This window comes from Thioalkalivibrio denitrificans (genome assembly GCF_002000365.1).
In the GTDB taxonomy this organism is placed as follows: domain Bacteria; phylum Pseudomonadota; class Gammaproteobacteria; order Ectothiorhodospirales; family Ectothiorhodospiraceae; genus Thioalkalivibrio_A; species Thioalkalivibrio_A denitrificans.
In genome coordinates, this window is sequence record NZ_MVBK01000038.1 from 16,386 (window position 1) to 39,475 (window position 23,090).

At 62.2% G+C, this 23,090-nt stretch carries 19 protein-coding genes and 2 pseudogenes; 11 read left to right on the forward strand and 10 right to left on the reverse strand.

Translation table 11 applies throughout. The features are described from left to right. Nucleotides 1-36 precede the first annotated feature (36 nt). The 3 genes from B1C78_RS17350 to B1C78_RS06605 form a co-directional block, all read right to left on the reverse strand. Complete coding sequence (locus B1C78_RS17350; RefSeq protein ID WP_139349829.1) at nt 37-900, reverse strand: hypothetical protein; 864 nt, start codon at nt 898-900, stop codon at nt 37-39. A gap of 293 nt (nt 901-1,193) precedes the next feature. Further along, a complete protein-coding gene (locus tag B1C78_RS17355; RefSeq protein ID WP_139349830.1) occupies nt 1,194-1,499 on the reverse strand; it encodes a hypothetical protein in 306 nt (101 codons plus the stop codon). A gap of 376 nt (nt 1,500-1,875) precedes the next feature. Then, a complete protein-coding gene (locus B1C78_RS06605; protein ID WP_077278399.1) occupies nt 1,876-2,142 on the reverse strand; it encodes a hypothetical protein in 267 nt (88 codons plus the stop codon). Nucleotides 2,143-2,428: 286 nt separating this feature from the next. Here B1C78_RS06605 and B1C78_RS06610 point away from each other — a divergent pair, with 286 nt between their 5' ends. The 4 genes from B1C78_RS06610 to B1C78_RS06625 all read left to right on the forward strand — a co-directional run bounded on the left by B1C78_RS06610 (nt 2,429) and on the right by B1C78_RS06625 (nt 10,280). Continuing rightward, the gene (locus tag B1C78_RS06610) at nt 2,429-5,332 is read left to right on the forward strand and encodes a peroxidase family protein (protein ID WP_217698013.1); all 2,904 of its coding nucleotides are present in this window, start codon (nt 2,429-2,431) and stop codon (nt 5,330-5,332) included. 46 nt (nt 5,333-5,378) lie between these two features. Beyond that, nucleotides 5,379-6,611, forward strand: coding sequence for a cytochrome P450 (locus B1C78_RS06615; protein WP_175628249.1), 1,233 nt, complete (start codon nt 5,379-5,381; stop codon nt 6,609-6,611). Beyond that, nucleotides 6,601-8,652 (forward strand): c-type cytochrome, encoded by a 2,052-nt coding sequence (locus B1C78_RS06620; RefSeq protein WP_217698014.1) that lies wholly within the window; start codon nt 6,601-6,603, stop codon nt 8,650-8,652. Before B1C78_RS06615 ends, B1C78_RS06620 begins: the two co-directional genes overlap by 11 nt. 77 nt (nt 8,653-8,729) lie before the next feature. After that, nucleotides 8,730-10,280, forward strand: coding sequence for a c-type cytochrome (locus tag B1C78_RS06625; protein WP_077278369.1), 1,551 nt, complete (start codon nt 8,730-8,732; stop codon nt 10,278-10,280). A 75-nt stretch (nt 10,281-10,355) separates the two neighbouring features. Here B1C78_RS06625 and B1C78_RS06630 read toward each other — a convergent pair whose 3' ends face one another. Both B1C78_RS06630 and B1C78_RS06635 read right to left on the reverse strand, forming a co-directional pair. Next, nucleotides 10,356-11,870 carry a hypothetical protein gene (locus tag B1C78_RS06630; protein ID WP_077278370.1) on the reverse strand — a complete coding sequence of 505 codons (1,515 nt, stop codon included), beginning with the start codon at nt 11,868-11,870 and terminating at the stop codon, nt 10,356-10,358. Between the two features lie 316 nt (nt 11,871-12,186). After that, complete coding sequence (locus B1C78_RS06635) at nt 12,187-13,269, reverse strand: DUF2235 domain-containing protein (RefSeq protein ID WP_077278371.1); 1,083 nt, start codon at nt 13,267-13,269, stop codon at nt 12,187-12,189. Nucleotides 13,270-13,521: 252 nt separating this feature from the next. Between B1C78_RS06635 and B1C78_RS18045 the strand changes: the two are divergent. The 5 genes and pseudogenes from B1C78_RS18045 to B1C78_RS06655 form a co-directional block, all read left to right on the forward strand. After that, a pseudogene (locus B1C78_RS18045) lies at nt 13,522-13,653 on the forward strand (GPW/gp25 family protein); the annotation flags it as partial. Nucleotides 13,654-13,686: 33 nt separating this feature from the next. After that, a pseudogene (locus B1C78_RS17980) lies at nt 13,687-13,821 on the forward strand (transposase); the annotation flags it as partial. Between the two features lie 224 nt (nt 13,822-14,045). Then, nucleotides 14,046-14,384: a hypothetical protein gene (locus B1C78_RS06645; protein ID WP_077278373.1), complete on the forward strand. Its 339-nt coding sequence runs from the start codon at nt 14,046-14,048 to the stop codon at nt 14,382-14,384. 85 nt (nt 14,385-14,469) lie between these two features. Then, nucleotides 14,470-14,970, forward strand: coding sequence for a phage tail protein (locus tag B1C78_RS06650; RefSeq protein ID WP_077278374.1), 501 nt, complete (start codon nt 14,470-14,472; stop codon nt 14,968-14,970). A gap of 110 nt (nt 14,971-15,080) precedes the next feature. After that, the gene (locus B1C78_RS06655; RefSeq protein ID WP_077278375.1) at nt 15,081-15,941 is read left to right on the forward strand and encodes a TraB/GumN family protein; all 861 of its coding nucleotides are present in this window, start codon (nt 15,081-15,083) and stop codon (nt 15,939-15,941) included. 160 nt (nt 15,942-16,101) lie between these two features. On the opposite strand, the gene ycaC is transcribed toward B1C78_RS06655, so the two are convergent. Together ycaC and B1C78_RS06665 are read right to left on the reverse strand one after the other, a co-directional pair. Beyond that, nucleotides 16,102-16,728, reverse strand: a complete 627-nt coding sequence (ycaC, locus tag B1C78_RS06660; protein ID WP_077278376.1) for an isochorismate family cysteine hydrolase YcaC — start codon at nt 16,726-16,728, stop codon at nt 16,102-16,104. Nucleotides 16,729-16,807: 79 nt separating this feature from the next. After that, nucleotides 16,808-17,677: a pirin family protein gene (locus B1C78_RS06665; RefSeq protein WP_077278377.1), complete on the reverse strand. Its 870-nt coding sequence runs from the start codon at nt 17,675-17,677 to the stop codon at nt 16,808-16,810. A gap of 99 nt (nt 17,678-17,776) precedes the next feature. On the opposite strand from B1C78_RS06665, the gene B1C78_RS06670 reads away from it, so the two are divergent. Beyond that, the gene (locus B1C78_RS06670) at nt 17,777-18,670 is read left to right on the forward strand and encodes a LysR family transcriptional regulator (RefSeq protein ID WP_077278378.1); all 894 of its coding nucleotides are present in this window, start codon (nt 17,777-17,779) and stop codon (nt 18,668-18,670) included. 111 nt (nt 18,671-18,781) lie between these two features. Here the strand turns inward: B1C78_RS06670 and B1C78_RS06675 are convergent, their stop codons facing one another. After that, nucleotides 18,782-19,285: an HIT family protein gene (locus B1C78_RS06675; RefSeq protein ID WP_077278379.1), complete on the reverse strand. Its 504-nt coding sequence runs from the start codon at nt 19,283-19,285 to the stop codon at nt 18,782-18,784. 494 nt (nt 19,286-19,779) lie between these two features. Then, complete coding sequence (locus tag B1C78_RS06680; protein ID WP_077278380.1) at nt 19,780-20,382, reverse strand: hypothetical protein; 603 nt, start codon at nt 20,380-20,382, stop codon at nt 19,780-19,782. 39 nt (nt 20,383-20,421) lie between these two features. On the opposite strand from B1C78_RS06680, the gene B1C78_RS06685 reads away from it, so the two are divergent. Next, nucleotides 20,422-20,619, forward strand: a complete 198-nt coding sequence (locus B1C78_RS06685) for a hypothetical protein (protein WP_077278381.1) — start codon at nt 20,422-20,424, stop codon at nt 20,617-20,619. A gap of 222 nt (nt 20,620-20,841) precedes the next feature. On the opposite strand, the gene katG is transcribed toward B1C78_RS06685, so the two are convergent. After that, nucleotides 20,842-23,013: a catalase/peroxidase HPI gene (gene katG / locus B1C78_RS06690; protein WP_077278382.1), complete on the reverse strand. Its 2,172-nt coding sequence runs from the start codon at nt 23,011-23,013 to the stop codon at nt 20,842-20,844. Nucleotides 23,014-23,090: the final 77 nt, after the last annotated feature.

Here is a 23,090-nt window from a genome sequence, read left to right on the forward strand (position 1 = left end):
CTCCCGTGGCAAGATAAAACGGAATTGCCCAACGAATCATCTGGACAAGAGTTCATCACAGCTCCTGCCTCGATGCAGCCGCTCAAAAGTTTGACACAAGATGCTATCTCGTGGGTCTCCCGTGAATATCTCCTTGTACCCAGCACTGCCTAAGATTTCCAGCTGGATTGCATTGAATTCCCGGGAAACCTCAATGCTTAACAAACACTGCGAATCGCGTAGGGTCTCGTAGAGCCAACTGTCCGATCCATAAGGTCTTTGATAAATTAGTTGTCCACCAGTTTCCCTTGTCCCGGCAAATACCCAACGCCCTACGCGATCATCGAGATAGAACTTATAAGCATTCGCAATTAACGCCCCGAAGTACTGGCCTTGGCGAACTGTTGGTGGAAAAAGGGCTCCATCGGACAGGACACCCCGACAATACACACCCCATTTTATCTCATCACCAGATAATGGCCGAATAGGCCGACCATCAAGCTGGTACAGAGGTGTGTCGACGGTGGGTAGACTTGCCAAAGGAATTTCGACATACGCAATTCTTGAAAGCTGCCCGCGACTAGATCGATCAAGCAGATCAATATACCTCCTCAAGCGGACTAGCTCGATTACAGATTTCTCAACATCCTCACGCGCCTCAGCCAGTGTTTTGTTTGACTGTGAGAGCTCATAGTCCAGTGACTGTATTCTTGAATTTAGGACAGCTTCTTTCCCTTGCTGATTTAGTTCGTCCAGTCCAACAAGAACGAACGCGCCAGTTGCGGCGAAGATACCAATGTAACCAGGAACCCTAATGCGTCTATACAGAGCCCCGCGCCCCTTGCGATCAATGGCGTTTCCGAAGAAGGAAACGAATGTAAGGACGAGCGCGCATAACGCAATTAGCACCTTCACAATCATTGTGTCTCTTCTCCGCCGCAGGTGTGCCCGTTGCCGACCGTCTCCGAGTATAGGAGGAATGTACACTTTTTTGAGGCGCGACAACTGTTCATCCATCTAGTAAAGGGGACGGACGGATTAAAGGGGACGGAGGGAATTTAGGGATTAAAGGGGACGGAGGGAATTTTGTAGGGATTAAAGGGGACGGAGGGAATTTTGTGGATCAAAGGGGACTGAGGGAATTTAGAAAGGAGGAATAAAGGGGACGGAGGGATTAACCTTTAATCCCTCCGTCCCCTTTATTCTTCTCCTCCTTAGCGTCCGGTGCGCGAAGCCTCGGGCTGCTGAGGAACAAGCTCTCGAACGACCGGCGTGGGCAGAGTGGGTCTTTGCGGCGGGGCCAGGAGCTGGTTTGACGCAGCGCCCGGGCCGGTACTTTTCGGGCACTTCTGCCCCAGTTGCGCTTTGATGCACAGTTCATAGGCCCCGTAGTTTTTATCCGGATCAGGATGCTTGGCATTGCAGACGTCAATTGCATCGTCGGCACAGTTGGCCATGGCCGGCCCGGTAAAACCCATCGCAGCAACAAGAATGGCAGGGATCAGTTTTGCAATGTTCATGAGAATGCTCTCCAGTGTTGTTGGTTGATTCTGGTGTTCTCATGAAGTGAGTCGTGGTGATTTTCGAGAGGGTTCAAGAAAATGTCGTAAAACGAGGGAAAGGATGACAGATATGCTGACTTGCAGGGCGCCGGGCCACGCTCAGGGGCAACGGGGTCGGGGAAAAGAGGGGACGGAAAAAAGGGGAAAAAAGGGGACGGAGGGATTAAAACGAAAGAGGGGTGAAGTAGAGAATGACGGGATCGGACCACGGAAACCGCGTGGTTAGCTGGAAAAGTGCCTGGTAGTTGAGTGACATCAGGCCTTAGATCTGCGATTTCTGGCGCTCCAAGCGAATCTGCGGGCACACACACTCGCGCCCCCGCTCCCGCGGCGACTATTCGTGGGAAAACCTCAGAGACTGCCCCCAGTTTCCCATGGCCGGCAGCAGCTCAGGTGGATGAGAGGCGTTGTCGTGACGCAGCAGGTAGACGCCGCCGTCGTCACAACGCAGTTTGAAGTACCTGTGGTCCGGGGCAAGCCAGCGGTCGAGGATTTCCTCCACAACGGTGCGCCGTTCGCCGATGCGCAGCGCCCGGGGCTCCTCTTCACCCCGATAACCGGCATGACACTCCACGACGATCTTGATGTGTGCATCGCCCATCGCGTCGACCTTCCGCTGCTCCTTTTTCAAAGGGTAGCGCATTGCATCGTGAGGGAAGCATTCAGGTATCCAAAACTTTCGGAAATCCGGGCACAGTATCCCTGGTTTGCCTTCTGACGAGCCTTACGGCTGGGGAGTTTCGGCACCGGTTCAAAGAAAGTGCTACGTCCCCTTGTCTCGCTATTGCGGTGTTGTTCGCCGTGTACTATAAGGCGTCGTGACAGGACGTATCTTCTTGCTGATCGGCAGTGGTGGTCTTTAGCCGCTCCGGTTGGAGGGGCCTACGATGACAAGGAAAGCATGGCTTCTCGGCACCGCGCTGATCGCGGCGGGTGTCATGGGTATCCCCGCGCTGTTGGTGGTGGCCTGGCCGGATCTTCGCGAGGAAGTACATTCCCTTACCGCCTGTTATCAACTCGGACGTACCGGGTTGCGTCCCGTAGCTGATGAACCCTCCGACCGTTTCCTCGGCAAGGTTCAGGAGTTCACGGCCCGCTGCCGAGGCGGCACCGCAGCACTGGCCCAGAGGGATACACCGTGGGTCGACTGGTCAAGTTACTGGGGATCCGGGGACGAGCGGTCTCTTTCGGACTTTCGGCTGCTTCCAATCAACCGTCTGTCACGCCAGCAACGCGGCATCGACGGGGCCCTGATCGATCTCGAGTACCAGCGCATCGAGCTGATCAAGTTCAACCTGTTCGACAACTACACCTATCCCAACTATGTCCTTGGGCAAAATGCGATCCCGGGGCGTTCGGTCCGGCAGTGGGCGGCCATGCGGTTGCCGCCGGATCATCCCGACTATGAGGCCGTTGGCGGCGCCGGCGAGCAGTTGTGCACCGGCGAACTGATGCGCCACCGCACCCTCACGGGGATCTGCAACGACCTGCGCAACCCGCTGATGGGTTCCACCAACACGTTGTTCGCGCGGAATGTGCAGTTCGAGGAGACCTTCCCCGAGCTGGGAACGACCGAACTCGTCCGCAACCGGCACGGGGACCGAATCGGTCTGCTTCGGCCCGACCCGCAACTCATCAGCCGCACGTTGTTCACGCGGCAGCAGTCCAATCCCGAGGCATGCAATCAGGGGCTCGGCTCGAGTTCTGCAGGAGTGCCGGCTGAATGTGACTACATCAAGGCGCCCTTTTTCAACGTGTTGGCGGCCTACTGGATCCAGTTCATGACCCATGACTGGTTTTCACACCTGGACGAGGGGCGCAACAGCGCCGAGATGATCGACGTGGGCTGCAGGAGCCGGCTGGACAACGGGGTGGAGCGGCCACTGTCGGCCGCCGAGATTGCTGCCCTGGGATGCCGGCCGGGCGACCGCGCCGATCGTACGCTGTACCACGACATCGAACCCGCGCCGCAATTCCACGCCGTCGGCGAGGGCCGGATGGCGCGCGCGCACCGCACGACCCGCAACACGAACACCGCCTGGTGGGATGCGTCCCAGATCTATGGCTACAGCGAGACCTCGCTGCAGCGGGTCAAGCGCGATCCGGACGACCCCGCGCGGCTGCTGATGGTGAGGCGAGGGGATGCCTCCGGGTCCGGTGCGGCCCAGGGGTATTTACCGGTCTTCGAGCCGGGTGACCCGATCCATCCCACTTGGGAGGGTCAGGAGGCTGTGGCGTTTCCGGACAACTGGTCCATCGGACTGAGTTTCCTGCACAACGTTTTCGCTCGCGAGCACAACCTGTTCGTCGACGGTTTCCGCCGCCATGCGCAGCGCAATCCGGACGCCGATTCCGGATTGCGCAATCCAGCCGATCCGGACCGGGTCATCCGCTACCGGGACGTGACACCCGACGAACTGTTCGAGGTCGCCCGGCTGGTCGTGGCCGCGGGAATCGCCAAGATCCACACCATCGAGTGGACCACGCAGTTGCTCTACGACGAGGTCCTCCACATCGGCATGAACTCCAACTGGAACGGAGTGTTCCATGACAAGGACCGATTGTCGCGGCTCCTCGAGAGGATCGTGGTCGATCGGCTCGGTCCCTCAATCCACGAGGACGATCACACCACGTGGTGGTCGGTCCTTGCGTCCGGCTCGGGGATCTTCGGGCTGGGCAGCGAGCGCTACGCCGACCGTCCGCATCTGCTGAGTCGGAGCGGGCGCGGCCAGGATATCTGGGACCTGCGCAACCCTGAGCACGTGAACGGCGGCATCAATCACTTCGGTTCCCCGTTCAATTTCCCGGAAGAGTTCGTCACGGTCTACCGCCTGCACCCCTTGGTTCCGGACCTGCTGGAATATAGGAGCTGGGACGATCCCAATGCGATCCGGAAACAGGTTCCGGTGATCTCCACGATCCGTGCGCAGGCGACGCCGGCCATCCAATCCGGGGGGCTCGGCGACTGGGGCGTGACCCTGGGCCGGCAGCGGCTGGGGGCACTGACGCTGCAGAACCATCCGAACTTCCTGCAGAACCTGCCGATGCCTCGCCTGGACAGCGAGACCCGGCAGATCGACGTAGCCGCCCTCGATCTGATCCGTGATCGGGAGCGGGGTGTTCCGCGTTTCAACGAGTTTCGCCGCCAGTACGGCCTGAAGAGCCTGACCAGCTTCGACGACTTTGTCGACCGGCGGCTGCCCGCGGATTCCCCTGAACGGCAGCGCCAGGAACAGTTGGTGGTGAAGCTGCGCGATATCTACGGCCAGCACCGTTGTGACGATTCCAAGGTGATCACCGCCGTCCAGCGTCTCAACGGACGCCCGGTCACGGACTGCCTCGGCCACCCTGACGGCACGCTCGTGGACAACGTCGAGGATGTGGACACGGTCGTGGGCTGGCTTGCGGAATCGACCCGGCCGCACGGGTTCGCCATCTCGGAGACCCAGTTCACCGTTTTCATCCTCAACGCGTCGCGCCGGCTTTTCAGTGATCGTTTCTTCACCTCCAGCTTCCGGCCCGAGTTCTACACTCATTTCGGGATCGCCTGGGTCAATGACAACGGGCCTGATGGGAAGGTCATGGAAGCGGTTGGTCCGGACGGTCACGAACAGGAGGTCTCGCCGATGAAGCGGGTGCTGCTGCGCACCGTCCCGGAACTCGAGGACGAGCTTCGCGACGTTGTGAATGCCTTCGACCCCTGGGCGCGCGACCGCGGCCGCTATTACTCCCTGGAGTGGCGGCCGCGGCAGGGTGCCGAGACAGACCCTGCCTTTGCGGTCGCGCCCTAGCGGGACCGCAGCCGTGAGCGCGCAAACTGGAGTCGGAGCGCTGGGTTTGCTCCGTTTGGGTTCGACCCTGCTGATCGAGCGCCTGTGGCGGCGATCGCGCGCGGATCCGGGCGCCGTCATCTGCCGATGGGCGAGAGCGCGCTCGGGCCGGGGCGGCGATATTGCGGTCCGCATTTTCCGGCGTGCATACCTGCTGGTGACCAGTGGCGAGTCCTCCCGAAGCATTCTCGATCCATCGCCGGCCAAGGACGGCCTGCCTCCTGGTCGCTCCAAGCGCAACGCGATGTCCTTCCTCGCTCCCCGCGCGCTGACCATTGCTCCCGGTCAGGACTGGGCGCGGCTTCGCGAGTTTCACGAGCGGGCACTCGCTTTCGATGACGGTCACCCGCTGGCACAGCGGTTCCTGGCACAGATTCGCGCAGCCTTCTCGCCCCCTGTGCGGTCCTCCGAAGACGTGCGTTCGGCGATGGCGCAGGTGATGCTCGGGATCGTCCCGGGTGTCGCAGACCCGAGGCTGGCCAGCGATGTCCAGGCGATGTTCGAGGCCGTCCAGAGCCCGGTGCGACGGAGGCTGCTCGGCATCCGGTATCGACCCATCCGCCGCCGCCTGTACGGGCATCTGCGCAGCCGGGTGCGCCAGCCGTTGGCAGCCGATGCCGACAACTTGCTGGACCTCGCGCGGAACAAGGATCCGCCGGCCGATGAGGAGGAGTTCATCCAGCAGATCCCGCATTGGATGTTCACCTTCACCGGTTCAGGGACGGATCTCCTGACGCGAACGCTTGCGATGATCACCTCGCGTCCCGCGGTTCACCGCCAGGCACTCGACGAACTCTCCGCGGCTGGCGCCCCTGATCAGGCCACGACAGTCGGCAGCCTGAAATACCTGGAGGCCTGCCTGCTCGAGACGGGGAGGCTGTTTCCGCCGGTCCGGATGACATTTCACCGGAGCAAGGATGGCGAGCAGGAGATCATCCACTATTTCCCGCTCCTGCATCGCGACCCGGCCCTGGGTGCTTCGGTCGATGCCTATCGCCCGGAACGGTGGCTGGACCCGGCGGGGGATGCGATCACCGGAGCGTCCAGCCTGTTCCTGCGTGGTCCGCGGAGCTGTCCCGGACAGGGGTTGATCCTGTTCGTCTGCAAGGCCGCGCTGGCGCAGCAACTGGGCGAGATCGGGATGAGGGTGCGGACCACCCGGTTGTCCGTGGACCCGCTGCCGGTGACGTTCCCTGAATCGGAGGCGCACTTTCAACCGGAGGGAAGTCATGGCGATTGAGGCGAAGCACCTGCAGTCGATGTCCGGGAGCGAACTCGATCAGCTGTTTCGGGATAGTGCGGCCGGTCCGATCCCGGAGGGCCGGGCCCGCGGGACCGCGGTCCTGTTGCCCGGCTCCTGGTTCGGCCGATTCCTCGCGCTGTTGATCCGCCTGCTCTTCTGGAAGGGCAAGATCTTCCGCGCCAGGTCCGGGGATCTGAAGAATCGCATCGGTCCCTTGGGGTGGCCCTTGATCCGGGCACGCGTGTACGAGGACCAGAGCTGGTTTGCCGACGGTTCCGCGGTGGTACTCGATTACTCCAGGACCTCCCTTGTGGCACGCTGGATCCGCGACGAGATCCGGGAGGTCAGTCCCGGGGTATACCTGGGCGTGGTTTATTGGGGCAGGCGCCGGATTGCCCGCTTCCTGCTGGAGTTTGGCCGTGATGCGCAGCTCGGCCCACTGCGTGGATTCGCATTACTCGTCGGCGTGTTCACGCTGGCCGGCCTGCTCGTCGGGGGGACCTATCTGGCCATCCGTCTGGCAGATGATCGCCCGGTCACCTACGCCCTCGACGAGGATCACTTCAAGTACGGGTCCACCGGGGGCGAACGAGGGTTCGGGAAGCAGTTGGGTTTGGGCATTCCCTATTGGGTCTGGGTCGCACTGCCGGAGCTGTTTCCGCAGTACCTGCCGGACCAGCAACCGGGTCAGGGCTACGCCGCGTTTGGCATGATCTACGAACCCGACCGGGATCCGCGCCTCGAACTGCCCGTCGGCATGTCGATGCGGCGCGTGCAGGGCATCGATCGGGTTTATTTCAACTGCGCCGTATGCCACACCGGCTCGGTGCGCGCCGCACCCGGAGCACCCGCCGAGATCGTGCTCGGCATGCCGGCGAACACTTTCGATCTGGGGGCACTGGTCAATTTCTTTGCGCAGGCGGCGTCGGACTGGAGGTTCCGGTCCGACCGGATGATGCCCGGGATCGAGGCGATGGCAGCGCTCCAGCGGGAGGCTCATCTGCCGGAAGACCGCTATCAGCCAAAGCCGTTCGGTGTGCTGGACCGGTTCCTGTTTCGCCACCTGGGAATCGCCCTGATGCGCGAGCAGCTCCTGACCCTCACGTCCCGGCTGGCATTCATCGATATGTCGAGCTGGGGGCCGGGTCGGGTCGACACCTTCAACCCCGCCAAGGCCCTGCTGGGCTTTCCGATGGAGAGGGCCACGGAACGCGAGTTGATGGGCAACGCCGATCTTCCGTCGGTGTGGAACCAGCGCTGGAAACAGGGCATGCAGCTTCACTGGGATGGCAACAACACCAGCGTGGACGAGCGCAATCTCAGCGCCGCGTTCGGTACCGGTGCCACCCCGACGACCATTGACAGGAGAAGCGTGCTGCGTGTGGCGGACTGGCTTTGGGACAAGGCGCAGCCGCCCGCTTTCCCCGAGCGTCACATTGACCGCGATCTGGCGGCCCTGGGGGGTTCGGTCTACCAGCAGCACTGCTGGTCCTGCCATGGGAACCGGACCCCGCCGTTCCGTACGGAAGGGGACGGCAGCCTGGTGGGTACAGTGACGCCGATCGAAGTGATCGGGACCGACCGCGCCCGCCTGGACTCCTACACGAGGCTGCTCGCTGTCGCGCAGAATTCCCTGTATGCCGGTTTTCCGGCCAACGAGGCGCAGTGCAGGAACCGGCCCGATGACACCGAGCGCTGCTATCCGGCCCGTTTCGCCCATTTCCGCAAGACCAACGGGTACGCCAATTTGCCGCTCGATGGCCTGTGGCTGCGCGCTCCCTACCTGCACAACGGATCGGTTCCCAACCTGCGCTACCTGCTGGAGCCCGCCGACGCGAGGCCGAAGATCTTCTATATCGGGTACGACGTCTACGACTACGAGAACGTCGGTTTCGTGAGCCTGGGCGTGGAGGCTCAACGCCGGGGCTGGCGGTACGACACGCAGGTTCGCGGCAACGGCAATGCCGGACACGAGTACGGAACTGATCTGGAGGCCGGGCTCAAGGATGCGCTGATCGAGTACCTCAAGACTTTCTGACTCATCGTAAGGGTGAGAGGCGGGAGGATGGACTGATGAGCACCGAACGGACGAGGCCCGGATGGAAGCGCAGGGTGATGAACGTGTTCCTGATCCTGCTCATTCTGGCCGTTCCGATCGCCGCCTACGGCTGGTACAAGTTCTTCCGGGACCTGCCGCAGCCGGACTGGATCACCGGCGATCCCGAGGCGAACTTCCTGTACGGCTCCATCGGCGGCGAATCCGAGGGGGGGATGCCCTATTGGATCGTCGTGGTGCTGCCCCGGATCTTCGACGACCTGATGCCCGGTCCCGGGGGTTACGCGGCCTTCGGTCTCCCATGGGCCGAAGGGGCGGAGTTTCCCGCAGGGTTCTCCAGGAAGACCATCGGCTTCGAGCGTGTGGGCTTCAACTGCGCCCTTTGTCACGCCACGCAATACCGTACGGCCCCGGAGAAGACTCCAGTCATCGTCGCCGCCGGCGGCAGCCACACGGCCGACATCCAGGGCATGCTGGATTTCTTCACCCGGGCGGCTAACGATCCGCGTTTCAATGCCGATACCATTCTCACCCAGATCGACGCGTCCTACCCGCTGAGCTGGATCGACCGGCAACTCTACAAGTTCCTGTACATCCCAATCACGCGCAAGCGTTTGCAGGAGCAGGGCCGTGATTTCGCCTGGGCGGATGATTTGCCGCGTTGGGGCCCCGGCCGGGATGCCCCGATGAATCTCACCAAGTTCAATTTCCTGGGAATGGAGGTGGACGGCAGTGTGGACAACACCGATTTCCCGTCACTGTGGAATCTGCAGACACGCGTGCAGCCGGGCCGGACCTGGCCGGAGCACGACCACTCGCTCACCGCGGACTGGTCCACGCTCGACATCGACCCGGCACGGCTGATGCTGATGAATCTCGACGGCGCGACGACCTCGTTCCGTTCCGTGGTCATCGACTCGGCCCTGGGGCTGCAGGCGAAGAACACTCCCTTCTTCCGGCGCCGCGTGCAGGAACTGGAGGATTGGCTGATGACTCTGCCGGCGCCCAAGTACCCACTGCCCATAGACCGTGAACGGGCGACCGCGGGTCAGGCCGTGTTCGAGCAGCACTGTGCAGCGTGCCATGCGAGTGGCCGCGACAATCGTCTGGGTACCGTGATTCCGCTCGCCGAGATCGGTACCGATCCCGAGCGCGCCAATGCCTGGTCACGCGAGGCGGCCGACCTCGCCAATCGCTTGGTGCAGGAGCGCTTCCGGCTCACGCGGACACCGATGGGGCAACCCGACGAGCCGGGCTATGTCGCGCTGCAGCTCGACGGTGTGTGGCTGCGGGCTCCCTATCTGCACAACGGGTCCGTGCCGACATTACGGGCAATGCTGGAGCCGGAGGAAGGGAGGCCGCGCACCTTCTACCGCGGCTATGATGTCATCGATCGCTGGAACGTCGGTTTCGTGTCGCGCCGCTGCGTCGGCGATGAGGAGGAGCTTCCAACGGAATCGGCGTCGCCGCAGTGGGGCTGCATGCCAGGTCATGAAGGTTGGCTGTACGACACGGCCGAGCGTGGCAACAGCAACAGCGGGCATCTCTATGGAACTACCCTCCAAGATGAACTGAAGGACGCGCTGGTCGAGTACCTGAAAACATTGTAGAAAACGCCTGCTTCGCCAAGGGTTGCGCGGGTGCCTGGAATGGCGCGCGTGGGATGCCACATGTGTGGGTACATGTCAGAGTGCGATGCCCAGGAGCGCGAGCACGCCCTTTACCGCGGTGGTGACCGGGCCGACCATCTCGGCGACGGTCTTTGCCGCTTCGATCAAACCCTTGCCATTGAATTTCAGTGCCGACTTGTCCGGGTTCGGGTCGGTTGCTTCTTCGGTCAGCGCCTTCAGCTTGCGCGTGGCCTGGCGCTGCTGGTCGGCGTCCAGCTTTTGCGCCATCTCGGCGACGGTCTTGGTCAGTTCTGTCAGCGCATCCTGGAGTTTGTTGTCCCCTGCCCCGGAAGCGATGTTGAAACTGTCCTTGATGTAGCCGGCGGCGATCGCATCGCCGTTGAAGGTATTGCCCTGGCCGTAATCGATGTTGACTGTCTGCTGCGGTCCGGTGCCCATGATGGTCAAATTGCCTCCTGTGATGTTGCCCGCGATTTCGACATACATCTGCCGCGGTTCACCGCCCTGAAGCTGGGTGAAGCGTTCCAGCTTCAAGCGTACCTGCCGCCGCGCCTGCTCCAGTTGCTGCAGCAGTACCGCCCGTTCAGACGGGCTCATCACCCAGTCGTAGGCGGCCATGATGTTGCGCAGCGATATCTGCTCGACGCCATTGCGGGCCTTTTGGAAAATCGTGTGCGTCGCCTGGTTTAAATACTCCTCCAGCCGGTCGGCGGTGGGCGTGTGGGGTTGATACTGGATCGTGCCCTTGGCCATCCAGCGCAACATCTGCCCCAGCGCCTGCTGCTCTGCATGCAGGCGCAGCACGCAAAGGCGCAAGCGGCGTGCCGCGTCGGCATCCTGGCGGGTGTGCCCGATCAGCCAGATGCCGATATTCCTGCCATCCATCGCCAGAGTAAGGTGCGCCACGGTGAGCCCGCCCACCTTGTCCGGTTGTATCAGGTCGCTGCGCGCGGGCACACTGGTAAGTTCGGCGAGGCCGCTGGCCGGATCAATTTCGTATTCAACGACCACGACGGGAAAGCCGGGCCAGACGAAATTCGCCGGCGCCATCGGTTTCGTTAAATCGGTGGTGTGGCTGGTGGCCTGGGCATAAAGCTTGGCGAGGGCGGCGCCCTGCCGGCCAAGCGGCTGTCGCTGCGGCATGCCGTCCAGTTGCTTGACGGCTGTCGGCAGCCTCAGCACATCGCGGATTGCGCCCAGCAGGCCGTCGCCGTCCACGGCGAAGGCACCCTCCAGGCCAAGTCCGATCTCGACCCGGCTGACCGCGCCGCCGTCACAAAAGAACCGGCGGAACGCGCCCCGCAGCCGCAAACCTGCGGCGGGTGGCCCCACCGGCGCGTCGCCCAGGCCCGGTAATTTGATGGCGGCTTTCGATCCGGCGAAATAGAAATCCTGGCTGAACACACCGCCCACCGGTGCCCCGCGCGCGCGGGAACGGACGGCGCCGAAACCGCGCACGAACTCGTTCTGCGGTATCGGGATCGGCCATGCCGGTGCGGAAAGGCGTGCCGGTCCCTGGTTCAGGAAGGGCCTGGCGTCGGCGAAAGGAAACTGCAGTGCCAGCAGCATGTGCTTACTTTCCGGAGCCGGAAGAGGGAGGGGAGGGCCCCCCTTCTGACGAGCATCAGGGGGGCGAAGCTAAACGAGCTATGTACGCGTCTTAGCACCATCGGACGTTCAAGGCGATCGGCTGTCGTCTCTTACCATCCGACACTTTCAAAACTAGGCAAGGAACCTGACATAGTCAAGGGGGCATGCCGAAAGTCCCGAGGGCCTATGGGAAGAAAGGGGGGAAGAAAGGGGACGGAGGGATTAGCATTTAATTCCTCCGTCCCCTTTCTTCCTTTCTTCCTTTTTAACGGATGGGTGCCCTTGATCCGCCTCGTTAACTGACGGCGATCTGCAGATCCCTTAACCTGGGGGTGTCACCGATGGTGATGTTCGGCGCACGCAGATGGGGCCGCAGGGGATTCTTCGGGCGATAGTTGTCTTTTTCCTTCAAGCGCTGCAGGACTGCGTCCTCCAGGGTTTCATGGCCGTGGGTTGTGGTGCCCAGAGGACGGTAAAAACGAGAGGAAACGAGCTGGTACGCGCCCTTCAGGAAGGCGGCAAAGGAATCATGGGCAGGGGCCAGCAGGTTGGCTTCCGTGACAGGCGCCAGTTTATTCTTGTCGACGCCCAGGCCGCACTCCCCCAGACGATCGGCCATCCAGTGCAGGGTGATGTCGGAGAGGCGGGCATCCTTGTAGCCGCCGCCGATATCGGCATGGGCGCCGCTGAACCAGGCTTGTTCGACGCGCTGATTGGGTTTCTGTTTCGGATCCCACAGGGTCGGCTCGTAAGTGCTGCGGTGTTCGTCGACGGCGATGGCATGGAAGGCATTGTGGACGATGTCGCTAAGTTCGGTATCGTGGAACTCGTAGCGGCGGGCATTGAACCAGTCAAAGGAACGCAATGGGACGCCCAAGGCACCCACCGTGTCCCAGACTCCCAGACAATGGATGTCCGGTTGGCGTGAGAAGCGCTCACGAAAGGCGAGGGCACCGGGGCTGTCCGCGCCTTCGTCGCGGGTGCGATAGAGTTCGTAGGCGCTGTCGATTTCCCGGCGGTGACTCCGGTGGGTTAGGCCGGCATTGCGGATCATGCCGACCAGGCTGCGGGCGGAGTATGCGCCGCGGCTGAAGCCGATGACGAAGATGCGGTCACCTTCTTCATAGTGGTCAACCAGCGCCCGGTAGCCCTGCTTGATGAGCCGGTCCAGGCCCACGCCGAAGGCGCCTCCCGTGATGCGATTGTACCAGCGGTTACCCACACCAGGGACGTAATGCTTCTCCTGACGAATGCCCTGGTGGACTTTGGGGACGGCTTCAAAGAGTTTGTAGACGTTCGTGTTGGCTCCCTTTTCGATATCGCCGGGGTCTTTGGGGGTATTCCAAGTACCATCGAAGCATATGATGATGTTCTTCATGGGTCGTCTCCAATTTTTCGGTTGTGGCACATATGAAGATAGGTAATGGTCCGGAAGTTGGTTATGCCGCCTCTGTTGCCAGGCCGGTGAAAGAAAGGGGACGGAGGGATTAACGTTAATCCCTCCGTCCCCTTTCTTTGCTTTCTTTGAGGAACAAGTGGACACCCATCATGCTGTTTCAACTGTCCTCCGTTCTCAGTCCCGGATGCCGAGGGGCGACTGGTGTATAACCCGTAGTCCGAAAGCGTCGGCCAGTCGATCAAGGTGATCCTCCAGACGCGGTCGGGCGAACGACTGATGCGGCCGCGTTTCGGCGTCGGCCTGGAGAACAAGAGGGCACCCATCTTCCAGTTGACAGCCCCGAAGAGGGCGGCTAGTTTCTGAATCGCCCATCAAGCAAGGGACAAGGAGTGCCCCATGAGCAGAGCCGGAAGGGAACTCGTCTCGCTGGATTCCACTCCGTATCACCACTGCGTCTGCCGCTGCGTGCGGCGGGCGTTTCCGTGTGGACGGGATTTGTTCTCGGGAAGGCGTGATGAGCACCGCAAGGGCTTGGGCGCCAGGAAAAAATGGGGACGGAGCGATTGACTCTTGATCCCTCCTTCTCCTCTATTCTTTAAGGAGATTGGATGGGTGGGACGGCGCACGCTGGCGGCAACCCGGACCCTCCCGTCCCTGCCACCGGCGGGGAGGGCAGCCGGCGCGACGTCACCGATCCACCGGACTACCTATACTTCGGTGGGTCCGCGGCGGCAATTGGACAAGGCAACCCCCATATGCAGACACTCGACTCCGACTTGCGACAGGCCGCAGGGATCGCGCTCGGCCTGGTTCACGTGGTGCTGGTCATCAGCCTGCTCCTGTGGCTGGCCACTCTGCTGGGCGCGGCCTGGCACTGGCCGGACGTGGCCGCTCATCCCCGGAGGATTATCGCCGTTGTGGCGGCTCTGGTGTGGTTCTCGCTGGGGGCGGCATCGGGGCTTTGCCTGAGCGTGCGCATCTGCCGGGAGGGCGCCTGCGGCCTTTGGCGCATCGCCACGCAGGACATGGTGTTCATGCTGCAGTGCGCCTGCGTCCTGCTGGGTGCCGTGAGCCTTGCAGTGGCCCTGCCCTGACCCGGCATTGCCCGAATCTGCGCGCGAACGGACGCCTTGAGGGGCGATTGTAAAGCGACCGTAATAGCCAACCGGAGAGACAACCATGGCCATGTTCCCAGTCAACACCCATCGCCTGGATCCCTACCGCAACTACAAGTTTCGGGTCATCGCCGACGGGGTGCCGATTCCGGGCATCCTGCGGGTCAGTGCGCTGGTGCACACCATTACGCCGGTGGACTACCGCCAGGGAGACTCCCCCAACAGCTACCGCGTCGCGCCCGGTATGACCAGATTCGCACCCATCACCATCGAGCGCGGACTGTCGCACGACACCACCTTCGAGGATTGGGCAAGACTTGCCTTCAACGTGCAGGGCGATGCGGGCATGTCTCTGAAGAATTACCGCAAGGACATCCTCATCAATCTGTACAACATGCAGGGCACTGTGGTGCTTTCCTACCGGGTCTACCGCGCATGGGTGGCCGAGTATCAGGCGCTGCCGGCCCTGGATGCTAATGCCAACTGCCTCGCCATCGAGCGCATCGTGCTCGAGCACGAAGGCTGGGAGAGGGACACCGCTGTGAGCGAGCCTGCTGAAACCTGAGAGAACCGGGGCAGCTCAAAATGCCCCGATCCCCGGTCCGACCCTGAGCCCTTTGCGCCAGTGACCAATGGCGCCGGTCCAGAACAATTGAGGACGCTGTCATTCGCAGCTTGATCCTGTTCCTGTTCCTGTTCATGGCCCTTGCCGGCGCTAACGCGACGGCCCAGTCGGTCGGCCCCGCCATCTGGGAGATCGGTGAGGGCGATTCCACCCTGCTGATCATGGGTTCCGTGCACCTTTTCAGGTCGGATATCCATTGGCTTGATCCGGAGATAAGATCCCGTTTTGAAGAGTCGACCATGCTGGTGGTCGAGGTGGCCTACCTGGAGGACATGGATGAGGTGACGATCCGTCTCGTGGAAGAGCGGGGATTCTATCCCCCGGGCGAGAGTCTCGCCGATGAAGTGGGAGCGGAACTCTATGAGCGTGTGATGCTTCACGCGGAGGCTCTCGGTTGCGGCCGACGGGAGTTCTCGCAGTTGCGCCCATGGCTGGCCGTTCTCGTCCTTACGCAACTTTGGGCCGAGCGCCATGGATACGATGCCGGCGCCGGTGTCGATGTGGTTTTTAACCGAATGGCCAATGAGACCGGCAAGCCTGTATGGGGGCTTGAAACAATCCGGGAACAGATGGATGTGCTCATCGAGGACCTTGGGAGCGATCCCGAAACCATGCTGGAGTATGCGCTGGTTCAATTAGACAACGGCGATTACCTGGATTCCCTTGTCGAGGCCTGGCTCAAGGGGGACATGCGTGCATTGGAGGCGCTTCTGCATGAATCTCTGGCAGACTTCCCGGAGATGTATGAGCTGCTGATCGCGGCACGCAATCGCCGCTGGGCCGGCATGATCGAAATGATGCTCGGCGATGAGCACAGCCAGTTCGTGGTGGTGGGGGCGGCGCACCTGTTGGGCCCCGACAACCTGCTCGACCTGCTCAGGGCCCGTGGCATCAGGGTGGTCAGGCAATGATCCGGATGAAAAGGGGACGGGGGATTAACTGTCCTCCGTCCCCTTCCTTTCCCATTTCTTCCCTCCATCGCCTTACTTCCTTACCCAGTTCACGGAGGATAACGGGTGTCTTCAATCTGTCCTGCCCGTTGTGGCGAGCAAAATGCAGGGGCGCTGCTACCTATTTCGCGGCCTGCATGCTCGCGAAGCTGTTCATCAGGTTCCGGTAATCCGGGATGTGATTGGCGAATAGCGTCCCGAGGCCTTCGACGTCGTTGCGCCAGTCGCGATGCAGTTCACATGCGACCCCGAACCAGGTCATCAACTGTGCACCCGCGGCGGCCATGCGTTGCCAGGCGGAATCGCGCGTAAAGGCGTTGAAGGTCCCGGATGCGTCCGTGACCACGAAGACCTCGTAACCTTCTTCCAGCGCGGAGAGGGTCGGGAAGGCAACGCAGACTTCGGTGACGATGCCGGCAATGATCAGTTGCTTCTTGCCGGTCGCCTTGATCGCCTGAACGAACTCGCCGTTGTCCCATGCATTGATCTGACCGGGGCGGGCAATATAGGGCGCATCCGGAAAAGTCTCCTTGAGCTCACTCATCAAGGGACCGTTGGGACCGGTCTCGAAACTCGTGGTCAGCACAGTCGGCAGCTGGAAGTACCTGGCGAGATCGGCCAGGGCCAGGATGTTGTTCCGGAACGTGTCGGGATCGATATCACGCACCAGGGACAGCAGGCCGGCCTGATGGTCCACCAGCAGCACGGCGGCGTCGTCTTTGTTGAGTCGAACGTAGGGTTGAGTCATTGGAGATCTCCTGTCGAGTCGCCCCCAACCGGGGGAAGGGTGGTGAGATGCCGGCTCGGGTAGAGCCGGCAGATCTGCGTCAGTCTGTCGCGGGCATGCGCCCGAACCGGCCGGCGCCGAAGTCGCGCATGGCCTGCTGGATTTCCTCGCGCGAGTTCATGACAAAGGGGCCGTGACCGACGACCGGTTCGTTCAGTGGTTGGCCGCCGAGCAACAGGACCATGCTGTCCTGGGCCACTTCGAAGGCGAGTTCCGAACCCTCGCGCTCCAGCACGGCCAGCTCGGCCGGGCCGACCGCCTGATCGCCGGTCCGGATCAGACCGCTTAAGATGAACAGCGCCGTGGTGTGTCCTGCCGGCAGTTCGAGTGAAACCTGCCCGCCTGCCTGGAGCCGCATATCCCAGACATTGATCGGTGTGAACGTGTGTGCGGCACCTGCCACGTCGCCACATTGGCCGGCGATCACGCGCAGGGTTCCGGCATCGTTCGGCAGCGAAACCTGGGGGATCCGCTCGTTCGTGATGCCCTGGTAGGACGGTGCGGTCATCTTGTCGCTGGCGGGGAGATTGACCCAGAGCTGAATCATCTCGAACCGGCCACCGCGTCGTGCGTAGTCGTCGCTGTGGTACTCCTCGTGAAGCAGCCCCGATCCGGCCGTCATCCACTGCACGTCACCCGGACCGATGGTCCCGCCGGCCCCGGTTGTGTCGCGGTGCGACACCTCGCCGTCGTAGACGATGGTGACGGTTTCGAAGCCACGGTGAGGATGCGCCCCCACGCCCCGTCGCCGGGTGGTGGGTTCGAAGTGTTCGGGCCCGGCGTAGTCCAGCAGCAGGAAGGGGGACAGGTCATGTGCAGGGTCGTTGTAGGAAAGGACGGTCCGGACCGGGAATCCGTCGCCGACCCAGTGACCTCCAGTACTGCGCTTGATGTAGGTGAGCTTTTTCATGTCGCCTCCTGAGTTGATGAGGACGACTCTAGCGACGCGCACAGGTGTCGACTAGATGGTAAAATACGCAAACACTATTCCACTGAATGAACAATCGGCATGGACCTCAACGAAACCGCTGTCTTCGTCAAAGTTGTGCAGGCGGGAAGTTTTACCGCTGCCGGACGGCAACTGGGCCTGCCGACCTCCACGATCAGCACACGGGTTGCCCGCCTGGAGCGCCGGCTGGGGGTTACCTTGTTGCAACGCACCACCCGGCGACTGAGTCTCACCGAACTGGGCGAACTCTATTACCGCCATGCGGCCACCGGGCTTGGACACATGCTGGAAGCGGAGGCCGCGTTGACCGCATCCCTGGGCGAGCCCAGGGGGCGGCTGCGTGTCACCGCCCCCGCGGACTTCGGGGATGCCATCCTGGTCTGTCTCCTCGAACGACTGCACAAGGCCTACCCTGAGATTCACGTCGACCTGCTTCTCACGGACAGCTACCTGGACCTGGTGGCGGAGGGTGTGGATGTCGCCATCCGAGCCGGCGAGCTGCGCGATTCGACCTTGATCGCGAAACGGGTCGGCATCGCCTGTTGGGCACTGTTTGCAAGCCCAACGTATCTTGATGCTGCCCCGCCGCTGGCGTCGCCACGGGGTTTGCGTCGGCACCGGTGTCTGCAGTTCACGTCATTGGGCAAGGGGCATTGGACGCTGTCGAATCGCAAAGACAGCCTTACGGTGCCGATGGAAGGGAATCTGATCGTCAATGATCTGGGAGTGATTCGCCTGATGACGCTGCACGGGCAGGGCATTGGCTTGTTGCCCACCTATATCTGCCGAGAGGATCTGCAGGCCGGCCGACTTGTCAGGGTATTGCCGAATTGGCAGGCCAGGGCGGACCCTGTCCATCTCGTCTATCCGCGCCAGCGTTTCGTGCCGCCCAAATTGCGGGTCTTCATGGAAACCGCGTCCCTGGAATTGGGCGGGTTGCTGGGAGAAGGATGAGGATGACGGGATTGGGAAAAGGGGACGGAGGGATTGGCTCCGCTCAACCTGACCGCAAGTTCTCTCTGAGGCCCGACCCGGCCCACGGTCGAGGTCAACGTGATGCTGTGGTTACTTGTGGTACTTGGCCCGGTCCGGGATCACGTTTCGGATGCCGCCCCTTGGATCCTGCACGTCTCCATGGAAGCGTGGCAGGAGGATGACGTGAAGGTGGTCGATGCTGCGCCCGGCCGCCCGGCCGTCGTTGTTGCCGATGGTGTAGGCGTCGGGCCGATTGTCCAGGAAGGGGAGTTTCAGGACGCTTTCGATGTGGCCCTTCGGCCGCTCCCGCAAATCGTCGCGGCTCAACATGTTCCGGTACAGATCGGTCATGTCGGTCGCTTCGATGACCTGCCGTGTACCTTGAATCGCGTCGAAGTAGTCTGATTGCTCCATCTCGTTGAGATCGAACAGAGAGACCACGTGCCGCCGTGGGATGATGAGGGAATGCCCCGGATTGACCGGATTGGTGTCGAAGGCGGCGACGAACGAGCGGTTCTCGAAAATGAGCGGGTCGGCCAGACCGGCGGCAATACGGCAGAAGCGACAGTCCTGGGTGGCTGGGGTGCTGGTCATCGAACGGTCTGGATGTGATCGGTTTGAGAATTCCGGGATAGTATACCGATTTCGCATCCTCCCGCTGCCCCGTTCCAGCCAGGTCGACATGATGCGGGCCGCTTGCGCCGTGTGCCTTCTGGAAGAATGACGGGCGCCCCTAACCTGCTCTCCGGTTGTGTCCGGCCCGAGCATTAGCAGGCTGTTGAAAAACCCTCGGGCGGCGCCATGCTGCGTTGGAAAGCGGCTCAAAATGCTCATGTACTCGCATGTACACTGCGCTTTTTCGCCGCTTTCCGCCTTGCTTGGCATCCACCGGAGGCTTTTTCAACAGCCTGCTAGCCCGGACACTGCAGCAAGGATCGTGAATGATTGTGGTCTCCGGGCCCGTCGCGCTTCGTCTCCGGAAGGAGAAGCATAGGGCGGGCCGTACCCGCCGTCAGCCGTGCCTGCTGTCAGCAGGCGGCCATGGGCCGCCCTATGAGCAAGCGTGCTTGGTGTCGTGTCCCGGCACCTCACCTCGCGCCGGCCTGCATCTCCAATTCGTGGAGCCGGTCGTCCGCAGCGTACATTGTGTCGCTGAACTCCTGATCCATCAGGTCCCAGAACGATGCCACCATGACCTCGAATCTTTCGATTGCGGCATCCATGATCGGCGGTGGCATCCGGGCCTCCATCATCCCGATCGCATCGAGCACGCGCAGGTGCGCCTGAAGGAATTGTAACGCGGCGTCATTCAACTGCTGCCCGCCGCGTCCTCCTTCCAGGGCAAGGGCCTCGAGTGATTCATTGTGTTCCCATGAGAGTCTTTCCCATGTAACTGATGTCAGGAAATTCATCGCCGATCGCGCGCGCGGTGTGATTTCATCGCGCAATTCGTAGGCGGCCGAGTTGAGGACGTGGACGCGCGTCTCAGTGGACAGGCCCTCCAGCGTCGCGGCGGCCTCGTCGTAGGCTTCGGCGACGGTGACAATGCTCTCGATGATCCTTTGCTGCCTTTCGGTCAGCGGCTCCGCGTCCGCGGCGGCGTCCTGTCCGCCACAGCCTGCGAGCACCATGCTGAGGGCCAACACCGTCGTTGCGATGAGAGCGGGTCGATACCATGGCTGCGTCGGCATGTCTTGGTTCTCCTCTGATGGACCCCGAAACACGCTACCGTGGGCCGACGATGGGCACACCTCCCAAACGGGGGGTGGCTGGATCAGCTGGGCGCGGCGCTGGAACTGAAGCCCGATACGGTCAAGGGTTCCGTGGGCGACAACACCCACAAGGCTACCAGCCGCCACCCCTGGCGCATGGACGATGCGAAGGTGACCTATCCGGTTAGCGGCACGTGGGCGGTGATCCGGGGGTGACGTTCGGCAACCATCATGGGAGGGATGGGGATCAGGATAATGGGGAGGCTCAGGATGCCCCGTATTTCCGTCTCACCAGGGGCCGATTCCGGCTCCATCAAGCAACGGGTCTCGGCCAGTCAAAAGATAAGGGAACGAAGGGCCGATACACCCTCCGTTCCCTTCTTGCAGTTCCCGATCTGCTGCCCTCCCTGGCGGCACCCGGGGCGGTTCACCTGTCGATCAGTTCAGGTCGAAACGGTCCGCGTTCATCACCTTGTTCCAGGCATTGATGAAGTCGCGCACGAACTTCTCCCTGTTGTCGTCCTGGGCGTAGACCTCGGCATAGGCACGCAGGACCGAGTTGGAGCCGAACACCAGATCCACCCGGGTGGCGGTCCACTTGACCGCGTCCGTATTGCGGTCGCGGATCTCGTAGTGAGCCCCCGCCGGTTTCCAGACGTTGCCCATGTCGGTCAGGTTCACGAAGAAGTCCTGGGTGAGCGCACCCTCGCGGTCGGTAAACACGCCGTGCTTCGTGTCGCCGTGATTGGTGCCCAGCACACGCATGCCGCCGACGAGGACCGTCATCTCGGCCGCGGTCAGGCCCATCAGCTGCGTGCGGTCGAGCATCAGTTCCTCGGCGCTCACCACGTAGTCCTTCTTCAGCCAGTTGCGATAGCCGTCATGGATCGGTTCCAGCACTGCGAAGCCGTCCGCGTCGGTCATCTCCTCGGTTGCGTCGCCGCGGCCCGGGGAGAAGGGCACGGTCACGTCGAAGCCAGCGGCCTTGGCAGCCTGCTCGATGCCCACGTTGCCTGCGAGCACGATGACGTCGGCCACACTGGCACCGCTTTGCGCGGCGATCGGCTCCAACACCGAGAGCACCTTCTGAAGGCGGGCGGGCTCGTTGCCTTCCCAGTCCTTCTGCGGCGCGAGGCGAATGCGCGCTCCGTTGGCCCCGCCCCGGTAATCCGACTGGCGGAAGGTGCGGGCGCTGTCCCATGCGGTGGAGACCATCTCCGAGACCGTCAGCCCCGAGGCCGCGATCTTCGCCTTCACGGCATCCGCGTCATATTCGGTGCTACCGGCGGGAACCGGGTCCTGCCAGATCAGATCCTCGGCGGGAACCTCCGGGCCGATGTATCGCGCCTTCGGGCCCATGTCGCGGTGGATCAGCTTGAACCAGGCACGGGCGAAGGTTTCGGATAAATAGGCCGGATCCTTGTGAAAGCGATCGGAGATCTTGCGGTACGCCGGGTCTTCACGCATGGCCATGTCGGCATCGGTCATGATCGGATTGTGGCGGATCGACGGGTCCTCCACATCCACGGGCTTGTCTTCCTCGCGGATGTCGACGGGTTCCCACTGCCAGGCACCGGCGGGGGATTTCTTCAGCTCCCACTCATGGCCGAAGAGCATGTCGAAATAGCCGTTGTCCCATTGCGTCGGATGTGTCGTCCAGGCGCCCTCGATGCCGGAGGTCACGGTGTCGCGGCCCACGCCGCGGCCGGTATGGTTCATCCAGCCCAGACCCTGTTCGCTCACGTCCGCGCCCTCGGGGCTCGGCCCCAGGTCCTCGGCCCGGCCGTTGCCGTGGGTCTTGCCGACGGTGTGGCCGCCCGCGGTCAGTGCCACGGTTTCCTCGTCGTTCATCCCCATGCGGGCGAAGGTCTCGCGCACCTGGGCGGCGGTCTTGAGCGGGTCCGGCTTGCCGTTCACACCTTCGGGGTTGACGTAGATCAGACCCATCTGCACTGCGGCCAGGGGGTTTTCCATGGTCGAGGGGTCTTCGACGTTGCCGTAACGCTCATCGCTGGGCGCCAGCCACTCCTTCTCGGCACCCCAGTAGGTGTCTTTTTCCGGATGCCAGATGTCCTCGCGACCGAAGCCGAAGCCGAAGGTCTTGAGGCCCATGGACTCATAAGCCACGTTGCCTGCGAGCACGATCAGATCGGCCCAGGAGAGGCGGTTGCCGTACTTCTTCTTGATCGGCCACAGCAGACGGCGGGCCTTGTCGAGGTTGGCGTTGTCGGGCCAGGAATTCAGGGGCGCGAACCGCTGGTTGCCGGTGTTGGCGCCGCCTCGGCCATCGGCCACGCGGTAGGAGCCGGCGGCGTGCCAGGCCATGCGGATCATGAGACCGCCGTAGTGGCCCCAGTCCGCCGGCCACCAGTCCTGGCTGTCAGTCATCAGTGCCTCAACGTCCCGCTTGACCGCGTCATAGTCCAGCGACTTGACCGCCTCGCGGTAGGAAAAGCCCTCGTTCATCGGGTTGGTCTTGGTGTCGTGCTGATGCAGGATGTCGAGATTCAGCGCATTGGGCCACCACTCCATGTTCGAAGTGCCCGTGGCGGTGTGCGCCCCGTGCATCACCGGGCATTTGCCTGTTGACTTGGTGTCTTGTGCGGACATGTGTCCCTCCTGGTCGTGGTCGGTGAGTGTGGAATCGACTGCTTGTGAACTAACTGTAGTTCAAGGTGTTTGATAGA

Excerpts from the sequence above, each read along its gene's own strand:
- B1C78_RS17350 (WP_139349829.1), bottom strand. The coding sequence starts at position 900 with ATGATTGTGAAGGTGCTAATTGCGTTATGCGCGCTCGTCCTTACATTC.
- B1C78_RS17355 (WP_139349830.1), bottom strand. The coding sequence starts at position 1,499 with ATGAACATTGCAAAACTGATCCCTGCCATTCTTGTTGCTGCGATGGGT.
- B1C78_RS06605 (WP_077278399.1), bottom strand. The coding sequence starts at position 2,142 with ATGGGCGATGCACACATCAAGATCGTCGTGGAGTGTCATGCCGGTTAT.
- B1C78_RS06610 (WP_217698013.1), top strand. The coding sequence starts at position 2,429 with ATGACAAGGAAAGCATGGCTTCTCGGCACCGCGCTGATCGCGGCGGGT.
- B1C78_RS06620 (WP_217698014.1), top strand. The coding sequence starts at position 6,601 with ATGGCGATTGAGGCGAAGCACCTGCAGTCGATGTCCGGGAGCGAACTC.
- B1C78_RS06625 (WP_077278369.1), top strand. The coding sequence starts at position 8,730 with ATGAACGTGTTCCTGATCCTGCTCATTCTGGCCGTTCCGATCGCCGCC.
- B1C78_RS06630 (WP_077278370.1), bottom strand. The coding sequence starts at position 11,870 with ATGCTGCTGGCACTGCAGTTTCCTTTCGCCGACGCCAGGCCCTTCCTG.
- B1C78_RS06635 (WP_077278371.1), bottom strand. The coding sequence starts at position 13,269 with ATGAAGAACATCATCATATGCTTCGATGGTACTTGGAATACCCCCAAA.
- B1C78_RS06645 (WP_077278373.1), top strand. The coding sequence starts at position 14,046 with ATGCAGACACTCGACTCCGACTTGCGACAGGCCGCAGGGATCGCGCTC.
- B1C78_RS06650 (WP_077278374.1), top strand. The coding sequence starts at position 14,470 with ATGGCCATGTTCCCAGTCAACACCCATCGCCTGGATCCCTACCGCAAC.
- ycaC (WP_077278376.1), bottom strand. The coding sequence starts at position 16,728 with ATGACTCAACCCTACGTTCGACTCAACAAAGACGACGCCGCCGTGCTG.
- B1C78_RS06665 (WP_077278377.1), bottom strand. The coding sequence starts at position 17,677 with ATGAAAAAGCTCACCTACATCAAGCGCAGTACTGGAGGTCACTGGGTC.
- B1C78_RS06670 (WP_077278378.1), top strand. The coding sequence starts at position 17,777 with ATGGACCTCAACGAAACCGCTGTCTTCGTCAAAGTTGTGCAGGCGGGA.
- B1C78_RS06675 (WP_077278379.1), bottom strand. The coding sequence starts at position 19,285 with ATGACCAGCACCCCAGCCACCCAGGACTGTCGCTTCTGCCGTATTGCC.
- B1C78_RS06680 (WP_077278380.1), bottom strand. The coding sequence starts at position 20,382 with ATGCCGACGCAGCCATGGTATCGACCCGCTCTCATCGCAACGACGGTG.
- katG (WP_077278382.1), bottom strand. The coding sequence starts at position 23,013 with ATGTCCGCACAAGACACCAAGTCAACAGGCAAATGCCCGGTGATGCAC.